We start from the raw sequence: 24,502 nt of genomic DNA on the forward strand, positions 1-24,502 counted from the left end.
ATTATCTTCGCTCGCATTACTTGTCCATTTGGAAGGGGTGTTGGTCGGCATCACTCGTTCAGAGTCGATACTGCACTATCAGAAACTTGAAACGATTTAGGTGTCGCATGATAGATACATTACACGGACGGCTCGCCATTAGTTACATTACTTTCCGCATGGGCCACTAGTGTGTCCCAATAGTCATAGGCCTTCCTGAGCGCGCCCTCATAAACAATAAATCCTTTCTGGTTTAGAAGGTAAAATACTGGTGAATACTCAAGATCTAGGGATTTAGAAATCGAACTTTCTGGATCATGTAGCAGTTCAAAAGGAACGCCATTATTGATGAGTTTTTCCTCATTTTCGTAGCGCCATTCTTCTCCTTCTTCTTTTTTAGGAGAATCCAAAATAACGTGCATAGGAGCAATTTTATCGGAAATATATTCAAACATACTTCCATAACAGCCTAGTGCATCATTGTAAGGTCCATTACCTCGATAGAATGGCATCACGCAAACGGGTAAAAGTTGACTGGCATCTAGTCTCGCCAATGACCCAGTAAGAGAGGTGGTACCCCCGCTACCTATATTTTCAAGAATATAGCTGCTCGGAAATTCTTTATTTATCCATTTATACCTCTTGGGAGCTGGATCAAATCCTTTCAGGTAAGTCTCTTGAGAGATTCTCTCAAACTCACCAGCATTGCTTCTATCTGAGGCTAACAGCCAATGTTCAATGCCTTCCTTATCCCCCATAAGTTCACACCACTTAGAGGCATAAAAATAGGCTATGGCATGCTCAAATGTTTCATAGCTTGATAATTGATTGTCGATAAAGTCAGAAATTAGATGGATACCTTCTTCTTCCCTGTTTGTTTCAAAAAGTGATGCACCTTTATAAAGCATCCCAGCATTTTTCCCGAAATTCTTAAATGCTTTTCTAATTATTCGGCTAATACTTGTGTCTGAATATGTGGCCTCGCTTGCTTCAAGCAGTCTCTCCCAATCTCTGCGTTTCCATAGCAAGCGAAATCCCTCCCAGCCAGGGAAGCTGCCAGTCTTTAACTCCTTTAGGATATAATTTGAACTCGGCTCAGTAATAACCCCGAGAGGGACTGGGGATGCTTTGACATTTAATATTGTGTGATCACCGCGTGAATAAAAGCGGTAATTCACAGTTCCTCTACCGTAGGTTAAGTCAATTTCATCTTGAGCTATCAATGGTTCCCCATTGAAGCTGAGGATAAAGTCACCCTTCTTTAATCCAATACTATCTGCAGGGGAATTTTTTGCTACATTGACAATAATGCTAGCGTTTGAGTTGTCAATGTCGCCTGTGACTTTTTGGGTTTCTTTTTTGTATTCCCATTTTGTGGGTGAACTAATCAAGGTCTTAAACTCCCTTTTGGTGCAATTTTTTTCAAAAGTGTATATTGTTACTGTTCTGTTAAGTTGGTATAACTGCCCAAAGGCAAAGGTTCATAGTTGCCTGTTATTGTCAAGTTTAACTGATTTCCTAAGGTGCTTTTTCCGAATGCCAAAGGGTTGCATTTCTTAGTGTCGCGTATATTTTATGTTGTTCGCAATAAGAAATGCAGACCCTGGGTTTATGGTTATATCTTCGCTTCTCTTAGGTGTTCGCGGAAACAGTTATTCAAAAATAGACTTAATGCTATTGATCAATTGTTGTTTTTGTTCTTTGCTCAATGTAGATGATGGAGGCATTGGGCGAACAGGGTTGAATAGCGCTAGTTCGATATTCATGACTCCATCTGTAGACTTAAGCCAGCCGCTAGTGTTGTTTAACAGCTTTTCCGGTGATTTAGCTATATCTTCATGGCATGAGGCGCAGTGTTCAATTAGGGTAGTTTTAAGGTTCGGGTGCTTGTCCAAAATTGTGGCCATAGCTTCAGCTTCAATGTTATCGTCGCCAGTAATAGGCTCTTCACTTATATATGACTCTCCAGCAGCAAGCCTTAAAATAGCTTTATTTTTGTCATCGACGATTAATAATGTTTCATCCATAAGCATAACTAAGCCCACCGGTGCGCCTTCGGGGCGAAGGTTATCTACCTGATTCCAGTTAGTGATAATTTCGATGTGTTGAGCTTGTTTTGACATTCCCCCCTGGGGGGCAAATGGATGGCGTGTCCACTCTGTGCTTGGCGCGATAGGATCACGGTTAAACCATGCTTTGTCGGTTAAAACGGGTAGCCCATTATGATTGATATCATAGGCAACCAACCGATTACCTACCACACGGTACCCATGCCAGCTCATTAAAAGTCTATTATTTAGCGCTGGTATTTTACTGGATTGGCTATATAGCATATCTAGTGGGGCGACATGGGGAGGCAGAAGTGTATAGGGAGGGTGGTAGTTCTTGACATGGCAACCATTTTTGATTTTGCCTTGATCAAACATTTCATTCAGGCAGTAGGGCCAGCCATAAAATCCATCTTCCCTGATTATATTGATTTCCTCATAGGGTTCATCAGCATCCTTCACATCACTGCTATTTTCTGCCTGTAGTATTACCCCGGAAGAGTGGGCCACCAGGGCCATTGAGTTCCTTAACCCATTTGCAATTTGTCTTCCTGTTGCGGAGTAGCTATCGGTAGAATTTTTATAGCTGTATTGCCAGAGTCCGTTCTCGTCTAGCTCATTACACTTACCATCCGTTATATGACGCTCACACTGGTCAGTTCTTGAGCCAAAGTTAATTAACAGTGAGTTGTCAGGTAGTTGAACGAAATTACTTAAAGGATGCAGCGAATCCTTGTGAGGTAAATTTCCAATTATTACCTCATCAGAAACAATTTGGTCGTCTACTAACTCTAGCCGACGAATCTGATTAGTCTCTGCTACTAAAATACGTCCCTTGGGGTCCATCTCAATATCGTGAGGCATATTGAGCCCATGCAACAGAGGGGTAACTGTGATATTTCCTTTTAAATGATCATCAGAGGACTCAAGGAGCCAGAGGATTCCCTTACCCTCGGACCATCCGCCCATATCGGTTATAAGGAGACTGCGCTTGCCCAATTGGATCGCTTTACGGGGCTTCTTAAAACCTGAGAACTGACTGACAATCCCAATACAGGTTCCTTTAATACTACCTACAGCAACTTTAGGGAATCCATCGCAACTGCTATTTAAAGGTAAGTAATTACCCGAAAAACAAATGGAAGGGAATAATATGCTTAAAAATGACAGATACTTCAAGAATATACTACGCGTGTTATTCATATCACATAACGCTTAATGCACTTGCTACACAACCAGAGTTAGTTAAGGTTGTGATGTCAGGTGCCTTTACTTACTAATTTTAGGGTGCATGCACTAACCACCCCCTTTCTTCTGAATGATGTAAAGCTATGCCTGTGTTTTATACACATTATTTAAGTCCATTTAGAGTTTCTGCTGCCTCTATATAATGAAGTAGCTTGGTGTATCCCTGCCAAACGGTTTTAACTCCTGGCTCGCCATCCCCTTTACGCCCCAAAAAACCTCCTAAACCTGCCAACATACGGGTTATCTCCCTCATGCTTGGGGGTTCATTTGGTGGAGTAGTTTTATCTCGCATCATCCATATCATACGCCATTCTTTTTCAGAGTAGGCACTTGTACACGGTGCGTCAGGAACTCTTCGTGCATGCGTAGTTATCGAATGTAGCCGCCATCCAATAATCATATAGATCGCAATGCAGTTCAACATGCGCTGCTCTGTTCTAAAACGGTTACTTTCTATCTGGCATCCGCCTTTCACCACCCGAAAATAGGTTTCAATTTCCCACCGGCTTCGATACCACTCAATGATGACCCTTGCCTGCTTAAAGTCTTCAACTGGAAGATCAGTTAACAGCATCCACTCAATGCCTTTTTCACCCTCTGGTGGGTTTAATTCTTTAGCCAATACAGCATAGAGAGAAAGTGGTCGTTTAGATTTTCCTTTCCCAAGTAGCCGTATCTCAGTAGTGGATACACTGACTTTGGCTTTTCTTCCAGATTCACCATTCCGTTTGGGAATATCTACCGTGTATAGACCAACAGATTTCTGCTCATTCATATGATCCCAAAGCAAAACCGTTTCTTCTCCATCGAGCTCTAAAGTGCGATTGGCCTTAGCTCGAACGATATAGCTCGCCCGCCGCTGTTCACTTTGATCTTCAGCCAGTTGAAACCACTCATGAATATCACCCTCTCTATCAGCAATACTCACAATTGTACTTTCAGGGCAGCGCTCCTGTATCTGACAAGCCGTTTCGTAATGGTCTAGCCAGCGTCGACTCTCCTTATTCTTTATCGACTTGGTATAACGGGAATTAGAGCTTGATTCCTTGTCTCTCTGCCACATACTACCCTCAACAACACCCAAGTTAACTCTTGATGGCGTTATAGCGATGGAGGTGTGCAAGAGTTGCTGATTGGTCTCTTTCCGCCTAAGTGTTCCCATCTCTTTACTTTCTAAGTCAGTGGCAAAATTTAGAAAGGTGGTATCTTGAGGGATAAGAACAACGGGCTGCGCCTTGATTCTCTCAAGAGTTGCCGATTTATGGCCGCTCATAATAGAATCAAAATTGACTTTATCATTTTCGATAAAGCGATAAGCCGCAAACGTTTCTGCCCAAGTTTTGTTTGCGCAGGGAATACTATTCTTTGGGTCGGAACTTAAATTACTGAGAATATTAGACAGGCGCTTATTCAAGCGTGTATCACCCATAACCTGATTTTTTATTTCGTCCATGACCCAGTCCTGCATAATTATCCAGCCAAATCTATAGTTCTTACTGGGTTAAACTGTAACTTATTGATTTATAAAGTAAAACTGAAAAAACTTATGTATAAAACTTAGAGCTATGCTTTCCTGTATCTCACGATTAATCTCCTTATGATTGAGACCTATAGATATTAGAATCTGGCAAGGCAAACACAGTTATTTCAATTCCCAGCCAGTTCTTCCCATAAGCTGATGCCGACAATAATTGGTACGTAAGTATCAGTTCGGGTTACTCTCCTGAGACCTGTGTAGCCATCTTTTGCCGCTGAAAGCATGATCTATAAATTTTAATGGCATGTTCAAAACGGCTGCATTCTATCATCTGTTAATAGATCTCGGAACTGAGAGGCATGCTGATTTTAGAGGCGTCTGGTAGTTCAATTTGTTACACAGGCTTGGTAAAAAGAATATTCCATTAGGCTTTTGATAATTGTTCGCAATCTCGAGTGGCGATAAAATATTACAATATCATTGGCAGTATCAAGAGATGCTTGGAGGAAGGCGCAGTGTGGGTTATCCGCTTTATTCCGCTTTATTCTGCTTGGTGAGGGCTGAGATATTTTCTAATGTATGTACCAAAAGTATTCATTGTAATGAGAAGAATAATTTCACATTTGGTGTGATGGCTATAGCTGCGGATTCTTTTGCCAAAGTATTTACGTTAGTCGGCTGAGAATTTTTTGAGTGTGGGCTGAATTTAAATTTAGCTATTATATTTGGGTTTTTCTTCTAGCTTTTTAGGGGCGTACTCCCGATCGCTAACCCTCATGCCGGGCTCTGCCTCTTATCTTTTTTGGCCTCGTTACCTTATAGCCATATAGTTTGGACAAGTACGCTGTATCTACTTAAATGACCTCTTGACAGTTGTGTGTGCTAAGGGGTTCTGATTTTTTCTTTTACTGATGTGCGCACCAATCACTCCAACTTCCGGGATAGAGTAAGGAGTCGTGGCGACCAGCTAAATATTGTGCATAGAAATTAACGCAGGCAGTAACCCCGGAGCCGCAGTAGTTGAGAAGTGGTTTACCATCTGCCAAGTTGCCAAACTGTGATTTAAGTTCGGCAATAGATTTCACTTTGCCATTGTTTTTGTCAGTAATGTTTTGCCAGGGCTGGTTGATGGCGGTGGGTATATGTCCGGCAATCGGGTCGATAGGCTCTTCAATTCCTTCAAAGCGCTGACTGTCCCGGGCGTCTACTAACTGCCAGGGTGCTTTATCCAGGTTTTGTTTGATAGTCTCGTAATGAACCAAAAGATTTTCTTTTGGTTGTGCGCTGAAGTTTCCTTGCTTGGATAGAGTGGGCTCGCTTGTCTCCAAATCCTCCCCTGCATCGAGCCAGGCTTTTAGACCGCCATTCAGAATGCTGATTTTCTTGTGGCCAAAGAAGAAAAACAGGAACCAGGCACGGGCAGCGAAACCCAGGCGGTTGTCGTCGTAGACGATTACCTGTGTGTCACTATCGACTCCCAGATTGCGAGCGTAGTCCTGGAACTGTGCAGCGCTCGGCATTGGGTGGCGGCCGCCGTAGCGTTGCACTGGGGCAGAGAGGTCACGGTGCAGGCAGGCGTAATGGGCGCCGGGAATATGGCCAGCCCGATAGTCCCGCTCACCACTATCGTGATCCGCCAGGCTATAGCGGCAGTCCAATATTACGGGTTCGCCGGTCTTTTTGAGCTCTACCAAATCCGCAACTTCAATCAGGGTAGGGTTGTTGTTGCTCTCCATCGGCCTCTCCTCAATCCTTGATACCGCTTTTGTCGTGTAACTTCAGCTGTTGTCTTTTGTTATTGGCCGCTTTCCGGGGCTGGGACTTCTGCTGCCTGGGGTTCGACGGCCTGTTGTTCGGCTTCTTGCTGGGACTCAGACTCTTCTTCGGTGGAAATCTGGTCTGCTAGCTCTGCTTTGCGGCAAGTCATGGTGGTTTCGGTTTGATCTTCGGCAGGGTTGTCGAGAAAGCGCGCTACAGCCCGCTCCGCGCAGTTGCTTGCGGAAATAATATCGTGAGCCAGGTTGGGAAATAGCAGCCATTGGTGATTCGGTAGCTCTTTGCGTGCGATATCGACATCATCTGCAGCTAGTACCGGATCCAGGCCGCCGTGTAACACTATCACTGGAACTGGGGTGGAGATGGCTTCTGACTCAGTGAGTGGAGCAGAGGGGATTGCCCAGATGCGACACTGTAGCTGCAACAAATTCAAATCTGATCGCACGGCCCCGCCGAGAATGCCGGTGTCTGCAGCGTTGGCCCTGGCCTGATCAAAATCGACAAAAGGAGCCTCTTCATAGCAGAAGTGGCTAACGCCGGCTGCATCCCCAAAGTAGGGGTCCAGTACGATCTCCATAAAGTGTGCGATGGCATCCTGGGCCGGCTGTAGCCCTTCATCGCCCTCATTTTCCAGGCCCTCGATCATCTTGGGCAGTTCACTGTAGAAGTTTTCGTTATACAGCGCCTGGAATAGAACTCTCAGCAAGCGCTGTCCAGTAAGCACAAAGGGATAGCTTTGCTTTGAGTAGCGGTGCTTGATCGGAATGGTGCGCGGCTCTTCGTCTAAGGTCTGGATCAGGTTTTCCAGCCTGCGGCGCAAATTGGGATAGCGACTGTTACATTTCTCGTCTTCGATGCAATGCTTCAGGCCGCGCTCGTAGGCTGCCAGGGAGTCCTGTGGGAGCTGCTGCGTGTAGACAATATTGGGGAAGACCGCACTGTTAAGCACCAGGGTGCGCACTGACTCTGGGAAGTCGCGGGCCACTGTCAGAGCGTAGCGGGAGGAGTAGGACACCCCATAGAGGTCGAATTTATCGAGCTTGAGGGTTTTTCTCAGCTCTTCTACATCTCTTGCGATCACAGAACTGTTGTACTGGGCCAAGTCGGCACCTTTGCTCAGGCGGCTGTAACAGCGCTCCATACTGAAGGAAAAAACACGGGCCTCTTCTTCCGGAGACAGGTTGCGCCGGAAGGCGGTATCGGCATCTTCGATAAACTCGCTGCAAGTGAGGCGCGGCTGGGCCATACCGGTGCCCCTGGGATCTATAACAAAGAGATCCCGGCCATCTTCTACTGTCATGGCGGCATAGTTAAGCCACAACCAATCGCTGGCGTTCTCGGGCTCTAACCCCATGCTGGCTCCGGGGCCTCCGGCGCCTAGGTGGAGTAGGGGGATTTTCTTGGGATCGGGGTTTGTGGCGCGGAAGCGCACGACCGGAAAGCGGATTTTGCGCTTTTCTGGGTGGGCATAATTCTCCGGCACCTCCATCATGAAACACTGGGTGAAAGGCCAGGTTTCATCGGTTTTGAACCAGCAGGGCTTTGCTACCAGGCGAGCGTATTGTTTTTGCGGGGATTGACCGGTTTGAGCAGAGTTTGTCGAGCGCTCACAGGCTCCAATCACCATGGAAAAGAGAATGATGAGGAGAATGCGCAATCGGGCTTTTTGCACTTAGATTATTCCTGTGACTGCTACTAAATAGTGGTTTATGGTTTCAGACCTTTGAGTGGGTCAGTGCTTGCCGAAGCGTGCCACTGGCGCGGAGATATTCCAGCGCAATGCCGCGAGGCGAATCGCTAAGGTCACAAATACAGCAATAGCCACCACTAGCTCATGGGGTAGCCACCCTACATTGTCCAAGGCAACGAGTATGGCCGTACCGGTAAGGGCAGCGGTGGCATAGATCTCTCGCCGGAGTAAAAGTGGAATGTCACCGGACAGCACATCCCGAATCACCCCGCCAAAAGTACCGGTCATTACGCCGAGCACGATTGCGATGGTCGCGGAATAGCCCAGTTCTAGTACTTTCTGGGTTCCGAGCACCACAAAAACGGCGAGTCCAATGGCATCTGCCACCATTAGCAGGCGCATAGGGACCTTTAGATAGCGTATCAGGTAAAAGCTTACTACACCGGTAATTGAGGCGATCCACAGGTAATAGGTGTGGTCAAGCCAGAATACAGGGACGTTGAGAATAATGTCCCGGGCGGTGCCGCCGCCAATAGAGGTGACGCAGGCGAGTACCACGGCACCAAATAAATCCATCTGTTTGTGGCCGGCGGCGAGTACGCCGCTGAAGGCAAAGACCGCGATACCGATCAATTCAAACCAGTGCAGCAGCTCATCCATATCATCGTTACATCCAGAGATTGGCGGGCAGGGGAGAATAGCACTTCTGTCTACGCAAAGGGAATTGAGCAGCGATCTACTGGTGAGAAGTGTGAGGCGCCGCAATAGATCGGTACCAGGGAGCTATTGAAACAATGACCAAGGGCCCATTAGGCGCAGAAGAGTAATGGAGGCTGCTACCCTTTGGTTACGTCCATTGTTCACTGGCTGTAGAGATGCCGTATAAAAGCATACTGTTGGCTTTGCTGGCAGTCTCAATTTTTGGACTGAATTACCCGATAACCAAGGTGGCGCTGGCCGACTTCCCGCCAATGTTATTGGCTTCGGTTCGCTTCACCCTCGTCGCTGTTCCTCTGGTTTTCTTTTGTCCATTCCCCAAGACCTCGATCCTCAATGTTGTTGCGCTCGGTTTCTTCTTAGAGTTTCTCTCTCTGGGGTTGATGTACTACGCCATGAAGGCCGATATTCAAGCGGGTGTAGCGTCACTGCTTATGCAGTCGCAGGTGCCATTCACCCTATTGCTATTCGCAATGCTGTTTGGCGATAAGATAAATATGCAGCAGTGCTTGGGTTTGGTAATAGCGGCTGTAGGGTTCTCTGTATTCTTCTACTATGCCGATAAAGGTGGGTCGACAACGATAGTGGGATTTATCCTTATTATGGGGGCGGGGCTGTCTTGGGCGATAGCGAATATCGTATTCCGCAGGATGCCAGGTGTTAACTTACTTCATTTAATGGTTTGGGCTTCATTGGTGCCGCCGGTACCTCTTTTGGTCTTGTCAATATTTTATGAGAGCCATACTCCCTGGGTTTTCTTTTTTCAGGCGCATACGGCCAGTTGGTTTTCAATTGTTTACCAAGTGTGCATGGTGACATTGGTTGGTTATATTTTATGGGGTGATTTAATTCGTCGCTATTCCTCTGCCTGCGTTTCACCATTTGGGTTGCTGGTTCCTATTGTGGGAATAATCGGCTCATCAATTATCCTCGGTGAATATCTTACATTTGTTGAGTGGGTAGCGACTTTTGTTGTGTTGCTGGGTATTGCTCTTTGTGTAGTGAAATTAAATGATCGAAATCCGGGGCAGGAGATTGTTGATGTGGAGGGAAGTTAGGGGAGGGGTAATAATTTTATTCAGCTTGTTGAGCTCTCTGTTTGGGCTTTCCGCGGTTCCCAAAACTTCCTTTTTATACCTTTATTGAGAGTTTAATAATTGCTGAGGGCTGTCTTTACTTGTTTCGCGGTTCGATGATGCGTAAACGGTCACAGTGAGTTTTGGCCTGCTCTCAAATTATTTTTACTTTAAATCCAAACGTTTTTTTCGGTGCAGTACTTTGCTTGGTGTGGGTAATAATTTAATACTGCTCCACAGTCTATGCGCCGCCTTTTTGCGTGATTATTCCGAACTTTAGTTTAATGGCTTTGTGCTACCAACCTGGGGCCGAGGTAGAAGTAAGCAGATAAGAAGTGATGGGATAAGGGCGATGCCCACGGAAAATACCGTGAGCATCGAACTAGACGTGTTTTACACGAATGCTTGCAGGCCGGTCTGGGCGCGGCCGAGGATCAATGCGTGTACGTCGTGGGTACCTTCGTAGGTATTTACAGCTTCCAGGTTCATCACGTGGCGAATTACGTGGAATTCGTCGGAGATGCCGTTGCCGCCGTGCATATCGCGAGCAATACGGGCGATATCCAGTGCCTTACCACAGTTGTTGCGCTTCACCAGGGAGATCATGGTGGGGTCGAACTGCTTGTTCTCATCCATGATGCGACCAACGCGCAGGGAGGCTTGCAGGCCCAGGGTAATTTCGGTCTGCATGTCAGCCAGTTTCTTCTGGAACAGCTGGGTTTGAGCCAGAGGGCGGTTGAACTGGGTGCGGTCCAGGCCGTACTGGCGAGCGGCGTGCCAGCAGAACTCACCGGCACCCATGGCGCCCCAGGAGATACCGTAACGAGCGCGGTTCAGGCAGCCGAAGGGGCCGCGCAGTCCGCCAATTTCCGGGAACTTGTTTTCTTCCGGAACGAACACATTGTCCATCACGATCTCACCGGTAATGGAGGCGCGCAGTGAGAACTTGCCTTCGATCTTCGGTGCGGAGAGGCCTTCCATACCCTTGTCCAGCACGAAGCCGCGAATAATATCGTCGTCATCTTTCGCCCAAACAACGAAAACGTCGGCGATTGGGCTGTTGGTGATCCACATCTTGGAGCCGCTGATGCGGTAGCCGCCATCGACTTTCTTGGCGCGGGTTTTCATGCCGCCGGGATCGGAACCCGCATCGGGCTCGGTCAGGCCGAAACAGCCAACCCATTCGCCGGATGCCAGCTTGGGCAGGTACTTCTGCTTCTGCTCTTCGCTGCCGTAAGCGTAAATTGGGTGCATAACCAGGCTGGACTGAACGCTCATGGCGGAGCGGTAGCCGGAGTCGACGCGTTCAACTTCGCGCGCCACCAGGCCGTAGGAAACGTAGTTGAGACCGGCACAGCCGTAGCCTTCGATGGTGGAACCGAGCAGGCCCAATTCACCCATCTCGTTCATGATTTCACGATCGAAGATTTCGTGGCGGTTACCCTCGAGAACTCTGGGCATCAGTTTGCTTTGGCAGTACTCACGTGCCGTGTCGCGCACCATGCGCTCTTCGTCGGTCAGCTGTTGGTCCAGCAGCAAAATATCGTCCCAATGGGCGAGTGGCTGATGTTTACTCATGGTTTGTCTCTTCTACTTCCGTTATTAATTCCACCGGAGCGTCCAAGGGGGCCGGCTGAAGAAGGCCGAGCACCTTTGTACAGAGGGGAGACTTTTTGGATAAGCTCCGCGTCAAACCCCGATGACTATTCAGTTTAGTGTGCCGCATCATACCGAAGTAGTCGGTTTTCGGCACTCCTGCGGGCAGCAATTTTTTGCCTGATTTTACGTATGCTTTGTAAACAAGAGTAAAACGCATTGCGAGCGATTTTGGGGGGCGGATAATGCACGCAATAAATCTCTATTTTTTACGATTAAACGTTTAATTTCGGTGATATTCCTTGTCCTTTTACCGTATTTTGGCAATTTGTGTTCCGCTGCTTGTCAGCTGTAGTTCGCAGCCAATTGAGACCATTCAACCCGATGAAAATTTAGGGTTACCAGAATCTTTTCGTGCATCGGGTACCGTCGCACCGAGTTTGCGCTGGTGGCGAGATTTGGAAGATCCGCAGTTGGACAATTTGGTACAGCTGGCACTGAAAGATAATCCGGATATTCAGGCTACCTATTGGCGATTGGAGCAGGCCGCAGCCACCGCGCGGGGAGCGCGATCGGGCCTTTGGCCAAGACTGACCGCCAGTATTGAAAATACTGAGCAGCGCTACTCTTCCGGCGAGTTCACCGATCCCTCTGCGGAGGGCAATAGTTGGAGTACCCGTATCGCCGCCAGCTACGAAGTGGATCTTTGGGGGCGGGTTCGTGCCGGTGCCAGTGCTGCAGAGGCGGCTTACCTGGCCCAGGAACAGAATTTACAGACGGCAGCTCTGACCCTGGCGAGCGAGGTGGCAGCTACCTGGTTGGAGTTGCGGGAGCAGTGGGGGCAGCGGGATTTGCTGCAACAACAGCTGGAGATCAATCGCAAAAGCCTGAAGGTTCTGGAACTGCGCTTTGGTCGTGGCGTCTCAGGTGCAGCCGATGTTTTGCAGCAACAGCAACTGGTCCAGCAGTCACAGCAGGAACTGGATGAGGAGGAAGCGGATGCCGAAACTCTAAAAGTACAGTTAGCGGTGCTTTTGGGTATCAATGTCGAGGAACTTAGCGGCATTATTCACGAACAGGCCGGGTTGCCGGTATTACCAGCCCTGCCAGAGACCGGCGTGCCATCGCAATTGTTATTGCGCCGCCCGGATGTCGTTGAGGCGCAGCGAGACCTTCTACAGGGCTATCACTTAGCCGATGAGGCCTGGGCAGATCGACTGCCCGTATTTAGTTTGTCTGCGGTAGCCAGCAATGGCACCAGTTTAATTAGTGATGTGACTGAAAACTGGCTCTTGGCCATCGCAGCCTCTATTGAGGGGGTGATTTTTGATGGTGGCGCCCTGGCATCAGCCCGGGAGCAACAGGACGCCGTTCTGCAGGAGCGCTGGGCGCTCTACCGCAGTGCAGTCAATGAAGCCTTGTCTGAAGTAGAGCAGGCCTTGATTCGAGAGAGCCTGATCGAGCGGAGACTCAACCATCTACGTGAGCGTGAGCGTCTCGCAGACCTTTTGGTTCTGCGCCAAAGCCGCGCCTATGCGCGGGGGACCATCGACTTCCTCAATGTGTTGACCGCGACGAGTGAACAACAGAGTTTGGCGCGACAAATCTTGTCTGCCGAGCGCGAACTGATTGAAAACCGAGTAGTACTTTACCGCGCGCTTTCCGGCGGGATCCCCCAGGCGGATCTTCCAGCCCCCGAGCCAGTGGATTTGGAGTTGTACCTGGAGGGAAATAACTGATGTTGCAGAAACTCAATTGGCGCCTGCTGATCCCCATAATTTTGGTGGTGTTGGCATTCCTGGCCTTCAACTGGATGATGCGGGAAAAACCGTCGGTCAGTCGCGGTGAGCGCAAATCGCCACCGCCGACAGTCGATGTAGCCGTTGCTGAGCAGGGTCGTTTTCCTGTGACCCTGAGCGCGCTGGGTAAAGTGAGTGCCCGTGAGTTAGCGGAGTTGGAGCCCCAAGTACAGGGGCAGGTGCAGTGGCTCGATTATGATCTGGGCCCCGGAGCCGTAATGCCAAAAGGGCAGGTGCTGTTGCGTATTGATCAGGAGCCCTACCAGTTGGCCCTGATGACGGCCCAGAGCACCCTCGCCGAACGCCGTGCTGAATTGCAGCAGGAGCAAGGACAGCAGCAAGTTGCTCAAGAGGAATACGAGCTTCTCGGCACAGCCCTGTCTGGAACGGATAAGGCTCTGGTGTTGCGCGAGCCTCAGAGAGCTGCAGCAGAGGCGGCAGTAAAATCCGCAGAGGCAAATGTGGCCTTGGCTAAACGCGATCTTCGGCTTACCGAGATTCGCGCCCCATTTGATGCCCTGGTAGTTGAGCGTGATGCCGACGTCGGTGATCGCGTCTCTCCGGGAGATACTCTTTACAGCCTCGCTAGTGCCGACCGTTTCCAGATTGCCGTTGAGGTTCCCGCGTCGCAACTGCACCGGCTCGGACGCGGTGATGTTGAAGTTCGAATTTACGGCAGCCAGTGGCCGCAGGGCGTCTACCGCCGCGGTGAGTTTGTCCGGGTTATCCCGGTACTGGAAGAGCAGGGTCGTCTCGCCAGTGTGTTGGTAGAGCTGGAAGACCCGCTTTCCGTCCAGGATCCGTCCCAGCCGCAGCTGCTTCTCAACGATCTGGCGAAAGTAGAGATCGTTTCCCAAAGTGAGGATGAGCGCGTGCGTATCCCCCTCACTGCGTTGCAAGACGGCAACAATGTGTGGGTGGTTCGCGAGAACCGCACCACGGTTCTGCCGGTAGAAGTGGCCTATATGAGCGGCGACTTTGCAGTCCTGGAGCAGGGGCTCAGCGGTGGAGAAGCCTTAGTGACGACCCGGTTGGTAACCGTTACTGAGGGTATGCCGGTGCGAATTGCCGGAGACAGTAATCGCCAGCAGCGTCCGCCGATAGATGCGGCTGCCTCTGCAGAACGGCCGCCAAGGCGCGGCCCCGGTGGACCCAATGCTGGGGGCGCAGATGACTGAGCAGAATAGATCCAAAGATAAGGTCGATACCCGCACGGGCGCCATCGCCTGGATGGCGCGCAACCATGTAACCGCCAATTTGTTGATGCTGGTTTTCCTGATCGGTGGTTTGATTTTTTCGACCATCGTTAAAAAGGAAGTTTTCCCGGAGTTCAGCCTGGACACTGTGAGCGTGTCCATTTCCTATCCCGGTGCCAGCCCTGAGGAAGTCGAGCGCGGTGTACTGGTGGCCGCAGAGCAGGCGGTACAGGGCTTGGTAGGGATCAAGGAGATGACCGCGAGGGCCAATGAGGGTAGTGCCTCTTTGACACTGGAGCTGGAAGGCGATGCTGATGCTGCCTTGGTGTACCAGAATATTCAGCAGGCTATCGATTCCGTTACCACTTTCCCCACAGATATTGAGCAGCCCCAGGTCAGTCTGGCTGAGCGCAAACGGGATGTGCTGGACCTCGTATTGCACGGCGATCTTACCGAGCAAAACCTGCGCGCGTTGGCGATGCAGGTTTACGATAAGCTCGAAGCGCACAGCGGTATTACCCAGCTGGAAGCACAGGGTATGCGGGACTTACAAGTGGCGATCGAGATTCGCCGCGATGACCTGCGTCGCTATGGGCTTACCCTGCTGGAAGTGGCAAGCATCGTAGAAAATGCAGCGGTAGATATTCCCAGCGGCAGCGTTAAGTCTGATGCGGGGGAGATATTGGTTCGGGTGACCGAGCGCCGTGATTGGGCTCGTGAGTTCGGCGATATTGTTATTGCCCAGGGCGCTGGTGGCGGTGCTGTTTATTTAAAGGATGTTGCCAATATCAGCGATGCGCTTGAGGAAGAAGCGCGCAATATGGTGTTTAACGGCGAGCCAGCTATCAGCATCAAGATCTACCGGGTGGGCGACCAAACACCAATGAGTGTCAGTGAGGCTGCCCATGAAGTCGTTGATGAGGTCAGGGCAAGCCTGCCTCCGGGGGTGACCCTGACAGTTCGAGATGACGACTCAGAAATTTTCAAAGCGCGTCTGACCCTGCTGCTGAAGAACGGTTTTATTGGGCTCTTATTAGTATTTGTTGTGCTCGGAGCCTTTCTGGAATTGCGGTTGGCTTTTTGGGTAACACTGGGCATTCCTACCAGCTTCCTGGGGGCATTGCTATTCCTGCCTGGGCTGGATATTTCCATCAGTATGGTAAGTATGTTTGCCTTTATTATCGCCCTTGGAATAGTGGTGGATGATGCAATTATTGCCGGTGAGAATATCCACGAGTGGCGACAAAAAGGCTACAGCAATCTGGAGGCTGCCGTTGCCGGTGCCCGGCAGGTATCGGTGCCGCTCACATTTGCGATTCTGACTAATATTGTCGCCTTCCTTCCATTGATGGCCTTACCCGGCTTTATGGGCAAGATCTTTGGTGTGATTCCCTTTGTGGTGGGCTCGGTATTTATTATTTCCTGGGTGGAAGCCCTGTTTATTTTGCCCGGTCACTTGGCCCACTCTCGTCGCGGCTATAAAAGTCGCCGGGCGCGCCGCTTTGCCGCGCGGCAGAAAATGCTGGCGCGGGGATTGGATCGTTTTGTACAGCAGCGATTTAGGCCCTTCCTGGATATATGTATCAAGCACCGCTACACCACTATTGCCGTGGCGGTAGCGGCGCTGTTGGTGGTTGGCGGTTATGCGGCTAGCGGTCGTATGGGCTTCACCTTGATGCCCAGGGTGGAGCGTGACTCCGGTCGCTTTGCCGTTACTTTTCCCACCGGAACGGCTCAATCCCAGCTGGAAAAAGCGCGCTCGCAGATTATTACTGCTGCCGATAAGGTGCTCGAGCAATACGATAAAGAAAAGGTCTTCCTGGGGATTCGCGGTTTGATGGGCGATGATGCGATTATGGTGGACGCTTTCTTTGTTCCCGCAGATGAGCGTCCTTTTTCCACCGGTGAGTTTATTCGCGCCTGGCGCCAGGAAGTGGGACCCATTGCCGGTGCCCTTAGCGCGACAACAGCTTCTGACCGTGGCGGTCCCGGCGCTGGCTCCTCGTTAACCGTGGAGCTTCGCCATACTGACACGGATACCTTGGAGCAAGCTGCGATACGTTTAGGGGATGAGTTGGAGAAATTCCCCAATGTCAGTGATATCGATCCCGGTATTTCCCTCGGTAAGACCCAGTTGGACCTTACGCTGACTGAAACGGCCAAAAGTTTGGGCATGTCTGCGGAGGATATTGGTCGCCAGTTGCGGGCAGCGTTGTACGGGGCTGAGGCCCTGCGCCAACAGCGCGGCCGGGATCAGGTGAAGGTCATGGTGCGTTTGCCAGAGGATGAGCGAGCCAATATCAATGATGTGAATAGCATTATGATCCGGGCCAGCAATGGACTTTGGATGCCCCTGCCAGATCTGGTAAAAATTGATAAAGGGCGCGCCTATGCCACGATTAATCGCCGAGCAGGCCGCAGGGTTACAACAATTACCGCCAATGTGGAGCCCAGTGACCAAGCGACGCTTGTGATTAATGAGCTGAATGAAAGTGTGGTCCCCCAATTGAAAGCTGAATTCCCCGGCTTAAGTGTTTCGTATGAGGGACGCCAAGCGGAGGAGCGAGAGGGATTGGCAAGCCTGGCGATGACCTTTGCCCTTGCAATGGCGGTGCTGTACTTGTTATTGGCAATTCCCTTAAAGAGTTACGTACAGCCGTTGATCGTAATGGTGGCGATACCCTTTGGTGTGATCGGTGCGTTACTTGGTCACTTAGGTATGGGGTATGGACTCAGTATGGTGAGTCTGCTGGGGATGGTAGCACTGGCCGGAGTTGTGATTAACGATACCCTGGTAATGATTGAGTACAGCAATCGCCTTCGAAATGATGGTGCCGATTTGGAAAGTGCTATCAAGGGAGCTGCAGCGCGGCGTTTCCGCCCAATTGTGTTGACCACTGTAACAACTTTCTGCGGCTTGATGCCGATGATCTTTGAAAGCTCGGTGCAAGCGCGTTTTATGATTCCAATGGCGATCTCGCTGGGCTATGGAATACTTGCTGCCACGGCGATTTCATTGTTATTAGTACCCTGTCTCTATTTAATGATGGGTAGAGATATTCCACAGTTATTCGTATGGCTGAAAAACAACTTTATCCGCCTTAGAGGTGAAGGTGTAGTTGTACATAAATAGATTTAAATGCAGTCGGCATTTTGTGCCGACTGCATCTCTTCTCAATGCCACTTCTTTTGTGACCGATTTTTCCCCAGTGGTTTCCGCTTTCCGCTTCTAGCTTCCAGAACGCTCGATCTATTTGTATTCCTCTTCATTCATTGAATTTTCAGTAGCGGAAATGCTGGGCTAGTTCAATGTTATGAAATTTATTCCCGGCATACTTCCCGTTTACCGAATGATTCCTCTGTATTTTCAAATAACATAAAATTTTGACCAAATTTGAAAGACAGCGAGATAGATTGAAAGTTAGTTTTCAGATTTTAATAAGTATAAAAGGTAACGTTCAGTGTGCAGCTCAATAGACGAATTGAAAGTTCAACCCGAAGATGTAAGTCAAGTAGAAATAGCTGCTGTATCATCGGGAGAGACAGTCTGTGATTTAATCGAAAGACAAAGATTAAAGAGTCCCGATAAGGTCGCTATTATTGATGGCGACAAGAAGGTAAGTTTCACTTTCCTAATGAAGCGCGCCAATGGGATTACAGCTGAATTGGTAAGCCGGGGAGTTAAGCCAGGTTCCCTGGTGGGGGTCTGTATGAATCGATCCTGGGAGTTGGTCGCTGCTTTACTTGGTGTGATGCGTGCAGGTTGTGCCTATGTCCCATTAGATCCGCTTTACCCGCAAGAGCGCGTGCGGTATACGCTCGAACATTCCAAAGCTGCGGCAGCAATAGTTGATTGTGATAGTAGTGCAAACTTGTGTCTTGGTGTTAATGAGCTGCTATGGATTGATGAGTTACGAGGGGAGTCGCCGAACTTGCCGCCCGAGCAGGTAAGGCCCGGTGCGAGTGATTTGGCCTACGTAATCTATACGTCGGGTTCTACCGGAAACCCGAAGGGGGTCGCTATTGAGCACCGCAGCCTTATCGCTCTCAGTAAGTCCATGAGCGAGCTATTGAGTAATGATGAGCTTGAAGGTGTGCTAGCTTCGACTTCAGTTTGTTTTGACCCGTCTGTGATGGAGACTATAGGAGCTCTAGCATTGGGTGGCCGGGTTATATTGGCAAAAAATATTTTGGAGTTGCCGCAGTTACCCTCTCTTGCGCAAGTGCGAACTTGTATCACTGTTCCATCAGCAATGCAGGCCTTACTTTCAGTAGAAGAGCTGCCCGGGGGAATCCGTTGCCTGATTTTTGGGGGTGAGGTACTTAAACAGTCCTTGGTTGATCAGATTTATGCAGGGGCGGTTAAACCGAGGATAGTGAATGTATACGGTCCCACAGAGGATACGGTTTATTCTACTTATACTGAGGTTAGCCCTGGTAGCGGTAGTATTACGATAGGGAAGACTCTCCCGAATTCCTGCGCGTATATTTTGGACAGAAATCTGCGACCGGTTTCTCCCGGTAGAGAGGGGGAGCTATATTTGGCGGGTGACAAGCTCGCTAGAGGCTATTTGAATGATGAGCCACTAACCAAGGCGCGATTTATTCAGACAGCTCCCGATACTGGAATAGCGGATCAACGTCTGTATAAAACGGGAGACCTATGCCGATGGACAGAGAATGGGGAAATAGAATATCTGGGGCGTGCTGACTGTCAGGTAAAGATCAGGGGGTATCGTATTGAGTTGGAAGAAGTCGAGTCGACACTTGAGTCGCTAACCGGGGTTAATGCAGCGGCCGCTACTGTAGTTGATGGCGGAGCAGGGCAACAGATACTAGTGGCCTATATTGTCGTTACAGATAAGGCAATTACTGAGGAAACTGTAAAGGCTTTTCTCAATGAGCGTCTTCCAAAATATATGGTTCCCCATTTTGTTCGACATCTACGTGAGTTGCCTCTGCTCCCTAACAATAAGCTCGACCGAAAAAAACTAGCACTCCTCAAAGTCGATTTCAGTGCCTTTGTTGATAATAGTTTTGCCGCAAATGATGATATTAACCAAGGCAGCAAATTACTTGGACACTTCGCAGCTTTATCTGTGGATAGCGAAACAATTATTATGTCAATTATTCAGGGTGAGATGGCTTCTCTTATGAACCACTCAAATCCCGAAAGTGTATTACCAGAGCTAACATTCGATAAGCAGGGATTGGATTCTTTGACGACGTTAGAGTTGGCTAGCCGTCTCAGCCATTGCGCGGGACGTCCGCTTACTGTTCAAGCAATTCAGGATTACCCCACGCCAAAGTTATTGGCTGGCTATATGCTCGACTTGATGGATAGCAAAGTTGATTCTGAATCACCTTGCGTGGCTGTCGGCGCTAAAACCGATCAGCTGGCTCACTTCCAGTCTCAGCTCCAATTGAGTCATCCAAGTTTTCAAGTTGCAAAGGCATCATCCTGGTCTGCTTCCGATAAAAGTAGGTTGTTGCAAGCTGTGATTGCGATGGTTAATAACCAGGAGAGGAATCCTTATAGCAAGGTTTTGCTCACAGGCAGTGGTACTCGGGGCACAGTAACGGATGTTTACAGCGATGATACTCAAGATGCCATTATATGGACTACAAACTTATACCTTGGCTTGAATAGGGATGAGTCAGTTATCGAGCAGGCATCGTCGGCTCTTCGGCACCTCGGTACCGGAATGGGTACTTCTGCAGCGGCATCAGGTCTGACAGACCTCCACCTGCAGTTTGAAGCGGAGTTTGCTGATTTAGTAGGTAAGTCTGGAGCTTGCTTATTTCCAACGGGCTACACAGCCAATGTCGGGGTCGTCGCAGGACTTCTTGGTGAAGATGATGTCGTGGTTATCGATCAGCTTTGCCATGCCTCAATTGTTGATGGAGCTCGCCTCAGTGGGGCCAAAATCAGGACTTTCCAACACAATAGCACTTCTGATCTGGAGTCTGTACTCAAGTCGGAGGTATCCCCTTACCGTACAATTTTAGTGGTACTCGAGGGGGTTTATAGTATGGGGGAAGGGGCTGCACCCGTGGCAGAGATTGTACGCGCAGCAAAGAAATACAATGCCCTCGTTTTGGTTGATGAGGCACATTCGTTTGGTTTTTACGGTGAAAGCGGTGCGGGCATCTGTGCGGCTCAAGGAGTTACAGATCAAGTAGACTTTATAATGACAACTCTTAGCAAGTCGCTTGGTAGTCTCGGTGGCGTTGTTGCTGCGAATAAGGAATATGTTGATCTGCTGAAATCCTCAGCGAGGGCATACATTTTCCAGGCTTCTGTCAGCCCCGCAGATATTGCTGCTGCATTAGCAGCATTGAAGCGCATTAGATCTGACGATGGATTACGCGAGCAATTATGGGATACGACCCGCTATATGCGACAAAGGTTTGAGCGGGCTGGGTACGACCTGGGAACAGGTGATGGGCCAATTATTACGCCCCATTTTAGTGATAAAGATAAGTTATACGGGATAGTACAAGCCCTATATCAGCGCGGTATTCAAACTTCTGCTGTCACCTATCCTATAGTTGAAAGTGGCCGAGGGCGCCTGAGGTTGATTTGTTCCGCGGCTCACACTAGGGAGGATGTTGATAGGACCTTGGAAGCTCTTATTGAGGCTGAAAAAGAGGTTGATGTTCAACCCCAGAAAATAAAAGAGGAAGCTATGGATTTGGGGCAAGCCCTTGCTGAAATTGGTGAGTGGGCAAATACCTTTTCTAACTTCCTAAAGGAATATATCAACCGACAATCCAGCCCTATGCCCAACTTGTGCTTGTCCGTGAGTGTTACTGAACAGTTTGAGCCGGTGAGGATTTTAATTGATGGTGGCAAAGTAACCCTAAGTGATCACTCGGCTGACGACGTTCCTTTTTGCTCATTAACACTAAGAAATCAGAGGTCTGTCATGGCTTTGCGGCTTCACGATGCTCAGTCGCTGCTCGATGGTATTTGTACAGGCAGCTGTACATTAAGTGGTCAGGTTGAGCCATTTATATGGTGGATCGCCCGTATTCTAGATTTAAGTGTGGAGGTAAATAACCCTGTAGACTGTGGATTAGCTAGGGAGCAGGCGATTCATTAACTCATGAGGGGTGAGGTTTAAAGTTATGGGCCTTTCAGCTTACCCTGATGGGCCCATGTCTGGTATTACTGGCAGAGCAAGTCAGTTACTTATTTACCCCGTATTTCACTTTGCTACGCGAGGGAGCTTTCGCCAGCTCCACCGGATTAAAACAAACACTAATATCGATGCAGTTGCTGTAATGTAAAATGGCAAGCGGATATTAACTTCCATAGCCATGCCCCCCGCGAGTGAAATCAAGCTTGCTACCAAGGTGAAGCCTGCAGTAGCTATTCCCATTACCCAACCCTGTTCCGTCTCATCGACACTATTGGCAAATATATTCAAGAGAGCGGGGTAAGCGATCCCAAAGCAAAGGTACGCGAAGAACACACTGAGATAACATAGCCAAATGTGGCTGCTGAATACGAAGACTAGTGCGCTCGCTCCCATTGCTAAGGCGGAAACCATAACTACCAGGGACTTAGTCCAGCGGGACAAAACAGGCTTGACCATATAAAGACTGGAAATTGCCACCGCAATACCCATAGTCAGCATGGCCATACTGGTTGTTAGCAGGCCTGCTTGGAATCTGCTGCTTAAATAATTCGTGATAAATATATAAAAACTGAGATGCACCAGCATGAAACAGAGGTAGGCAGGACAAAGTCGGACAACTCGAGGGCGGTCCTTCAGATGTATAAACTGAGTAAATAGATCCAGAAAACGAAGCCTAAGCTGCATCGGGGCTTGGCGAGTATCGTGATAAAAGGTCAGGATCAAAAACAAAGTAATAGCGACAAGTACCAGAGCAAAGTAAAAGGGCAGCTGGATACTGGCTATGCTCCCCAATAGTTCCCTGTCTGCCAAGACTCCTGCCATAATCGGTCCAGCTACAGCCCCAGCACTCATTCCTGCTACCAATAACCCTAGGTTCTTGGAAGCCTCCAGCTCACTTTGGCTGGCATCAATCATTGCTGCTTGAGCGATAGGCTGGTTTCCCGCAGTAAAGCCGCTGATCACTCGTCCGAGAATAAGAAGCCAAAGGCTATTGCTTATCAAAGAGAGAACAGTGATCGCGTACCCGGCCATAGCTCCCACCAAACACAGTACCATTGCAGTCTTGCGTCCAATACTGTCAGATAGCTTGGCGATATATACAGACCCAACGAACCACGCCAGAAAGAAGCTACCGATCACAACCCCATAGTATAAATGCCGAGTTGATTGTGGTGTATCAGCAGGTAAAAACTGGAATTTTGTCGACATAACCAGTTCATTGATAATCGGAAACAGCAATCCCTGGCCCATCAGATCTACAAAAACTACTGCCAGAAGGGCTAAACGGCACATGATAGACATAAGCACTTCCTCCCCAAGCTTCAGCTTTGCTGCTTAAAGCAAGATAGCAGCTGATGAATAGATTACAGGGCCAGAACTGCACAGCGTAAATTAGATGGGAGTGATAGAGAGGATAGGTTGTTTGGCGCCTTTCTCAGGACGCTCAAATACAGTATTAACTATAAAAGTACAGGAGCTGGCCTGGGAGCAGCAAGGAAAACTAGATGGAGTTCTGTTCTACCCGGATCAAGGAGGTCAATACATGAGTCGCCAGTTCTGGAATCTGAAGAGTGAACGGATACCTTCTCCCGGTTACAGCGCCTTAGCACGAGCAAGCCAAGATACCAGTCATTATTTGATAAATTGCTACAACATCGAGCGTCCCTACCAATACAATGGCGGAGTTCCAACTGGAAAAACAGAAGAAAAAACTTAACTTACTGCCCGACATTAGTTGACCAATACACTATGTAAATCATTTGAGTCGCGGTTTAGCTACTAAGATATAAATTCTAAGTAAGGTTATAGGTTTCCAATAATAAATCCGACGGCTTAAATTTAAGTGCCCGGAGTATACGGTAGTATAAACGGGACACCGATGAGCCATTGACACGAAAGAGGTTGCCTCTACCCTGGATCTTCATAGCCCCCCTCGAAGGTGATATATAAATAGGCATTTATTAACCGATAAGCTCCCTATATCCGGAAGTAATATTTATAAGTATGGATATTTATGGCGCTCTAGCTCCTTAAGTGGTACGACTGTATATGTTTGTGTTGGTTTAGGGGGATCTATTAAACAATTTTGTTATGTTGAGGCTTTGAATAATCCCAAAAGGTGTGTATAAAGCACGGGCGCCAAGTTCTACATAGTGGCAAAACGGAGATTATTTAAAATGAATGACGTAGTTGTGGATAGAGTCAAGGGAGCTGACGAAAAGTTCTGTAGTGACTGTGGGGAAAACATTAAAGAAAGAGCGGAAATTTGTCCTAAATGCGGGGTAAGACAGTCAGCGCGATCTGGGTTGGCTCCAAACGGCAAGAGTAAAGTTGCAGCAGCATTGCTTGCCTTTTTCCTAGGTGGGTTTGGTGTTCATAAATTCTATCTTGGGCAGGTTGGTTTAGGGATTCTATATCTAGTGTTTTTCTGGACATTCATCCCCGCAATTGTAGCCTTTATTGAATTTATCATTCTATTGACTATGAGTGATGAAGCATTCAACCAAAAGTTTGGTAATATTTAGAGTTGCTCTATATATGCAGCGCCGCTATGCGGCGCATGTCTATAAATAAGTTTTCAGTTTTGAAAATACTTAATATTAGCTACATCAAATCTACCCAATCAAATTTTTAATGAGCTGACTGATAGTGTTCATAAGTTATGAGATCGGTTTATTTTGAAAATGCCAATTGGGGTAAAAAATTAAATCGCTATAGATTAAAGTGCATTAACATTCGTCGATCTTCAATTCAC

General features: G+C 48.6%; 15 protein-coding genes. 7 read left to right on the forward strand and 8 right to left on the reverse strand.

The window, feature by feature from the left end:
• Positions 1-119: 119 nt before the first annotated feature.
• The 6 genes from P0078_RS00530 to P0078_RS00555 all read right to left on the reverse strand — a co-directional run bounded on the left by P0078_RS00530 (position 120) and on the right by P0078_RS00555 (position 8,878).
• The gene (locus P0078_RS00530; protein ID WP_282932529.1) at positions 120-1,370 is read right to left on the reverse strand and encodes a PDZ domain-containing protein; all 1,251 of its coding nucleotides are present in this window, start codon (positions 1,368-1,370) and stop codon (positions 120-122) included.
• Positions 1,371-1,631: 261 nt separating this feature from the next.
• Positions 1,632-2,891 carry a PQQ-dependent sugar dehydrogenase gene (locus P0078_RS00535; RefSeq protein ID WP_282932530.1) on the reverse strand — a complete coding sequence of 420 codons (1,260 nt, stop codon included), beginning with the start codon at positions 2,889-2,891 and terminating at the stop codon, positions 1,632-1,634.
• A 487-nt stretch (positions 2,892-3,378) separates the two neighbouring features.
• Positions 3,379-4,743, reverse strand: a complete 1,365-nt coding sequence (locus P0078_RS00540) for an IS4 family transposase (protein ID WP_502867290.1) — start codon at positions 4,741-4,743, stop codon at positions 3,379-3,381.
• A gap of 914 nt (positions 4,744-5,657) precedes the next feature.
• Entirely contained in the window at positions 5,658-6,488 is an 831-nt protein-coding gene (locus tag P0078_RS00545) for a sulfurtransferase (protein ID WP_282932532.1), read from the reverse strand.
• 59 nt (positions 6,489-6,547) lie between these two features.
• On the reverse strand, positions 6,548-8,200 hold the full coding sequence (locus P0078_RS00550) for an alpha/beta hydrolase (RefSeq protein WP_282932533.1): 1,653 nt from the start codon (positions 8,198-8,200) through the stop codon (positions 6,548-6,550).
• A gap of 60 nt (positions 8,201-8,260) precedes the next feature.
• Positions 8,261-8,878, reverse strand: coding sequence for a trimeric intracellular cation channel family protein (locus P0078_RS00555; RefSeq protein ID WP_282932534.1), 618 nt, complete (start codon positions 8,876-8,878; stop codon positions 8,261-8,263).
• 215 nt (positions 8,879-9,093) lie between these two features.
• Between P0078_RS00555 and P0078_RS00560 the strand changes: the two genes are divergently transcribed.
• Complete coding sequence (locus P0078_RS00560; RefSeq protein WP_282932535.1) at positions 9,094-9,993, forward strand: EamA family transporter; 900 nt, start codon at positions 9,094-9,096, stop codon at positions 9,991-9,993.
• 411 nt (positions 9,994-10,404) lie between these two features.
• Here P0078_RS00560 and P0078_RS00565 read toward each other — a convergent pair whose 3' ends face one another.
• Positions 10,405-11,589 carry an acyl-CoA dehydrogenase gene (locus P0078_RS00565; protein WP_282932536.1) on the reverse strand — a complete coding sequence of 395 codons (1,185 nt, stop codon included), beginning with the start codon at positions 11,587-11,589 and terminating at the stop codon, positions 10,405-10,407.
• Positions 11,590-11,909: 320 nt separating this feature from the next.
• Here P0078_RS00565 and P0078_RS00570 point away from each other — a divergent pair, with 320 nt between their 5' ends.
• The 4 genes from P0078_RS00570 (at position 11,910) to P0078_RS00585 (ending at position 21,708) form a co-directional block, all read left to right on the forward strand.
• Positions 11,910-13,346: an efflux transporter outer membrane subunit gene (locus tag P0078_RS00570; RefSeq protein ID WP_282932537.1), complete on the forward strand. Its 1,437-nt coding sequence runs from the start codon at positions 11,910-11,912 to the stop codon at positions 13,344-13,346.
• On the forward strand, positions 13,346-14,584 hold the full coding sequence (locus P0078_RS00575; protein ID WP_282932538.1) for an efflux RND transporter periplasmic adaptor subunit: 1,239 nt from the start codon (positions 13,346-13,348) through the stop codon (positions 14,582-14,584). Before P0078_RS00570 ends, P0078_RS00575 begins: the two co-directional genes overlap by 1 nt.
• A complete protein-coding gene (locus P0078_RS00580; RefSeq protein ID WP_282932539.1) occupies positions 14,577-17,735 on the forward strand; it encodes an efflux RND transporter permease subunit in 3,159 nt (1,052 codons plus the stop codon). The genes P0078_RS00575 and P0078_RS00580 overlap by 8 nt, the downstream gene beginning before the upstream one ends.
• A 328-nt stretch (positions 17,736-18,063) precedes the next feature.
• Positions 18,064-21,708: an amino acid adenylation domain-containing protein gene (locus P0078_RS00585; protein WP_282932540.1), complete on the forward strand. Its 3,645-nt coding sequence runs from the start codon at positions 18,064-18,066 to the stop codon at positions 21,706-21,708.
• Between the two features lie 105 nt (positions 21,709-21,813).
• Here the strand turns inward: P0078_RS00585 and P0078_RS00590 are convergent, their stop codons facing one another.
• On the reverse strand, positions 21,814-23,049 hold the full coding sequence (locus tag P0078_RS00590) for an MFS transporter (RefSeq protein ID WP_282932541.1): 1,236 nt from the start codon (positions 23,047-23,049) through the stop codon (positions 21,814-21,816).
• Between the two features lie 121 nt (positions 23,050-23,170).
• Between P0078_RS00590 and P0078_RS00595 the strand changes: the two genes are divergently transcribed.
• Together P0078_RS00595 and P0078_RS00600 are read left to right on the forward strand one after the other, a co-directional pair.
• A complete protein-coding gene (locus P0078_RS00595) occupies positions 23,171-23,464 on the forward strand; it encodes a hypothetical protein (RefSeq protein ID WP_282932542.1) in 294 nt (97 codons plus the stop codon).
• Between the two features lie 460 nt (positions 23,465-23,924).
• The gene (locus P0078_RS00600; RefSeq protein ID WP_282932543.1) at positions 23,925-24,272 is read left to right on the forward strand and encodes a TM2 domain-containing protein; all 348 of its coding nucleotides are present in this window, start codon (positions 23,925-23,927) and stop codon (positions 24,270-24,272) included.
• Positions 24,273-24,502: the final 230 nt, after the last annotated feature.

Origin of the sequence: Microbulbifer sp. VAAF005 (assembly GCF_030012985.1) — a bacterium.
Taxonomy (GTDB): domain Bacteria; phylum Pseudomonadota; class Gammaproteobacteria; order Pseudomonadales; family Cellvibrionaceae; genus Microbulbifer.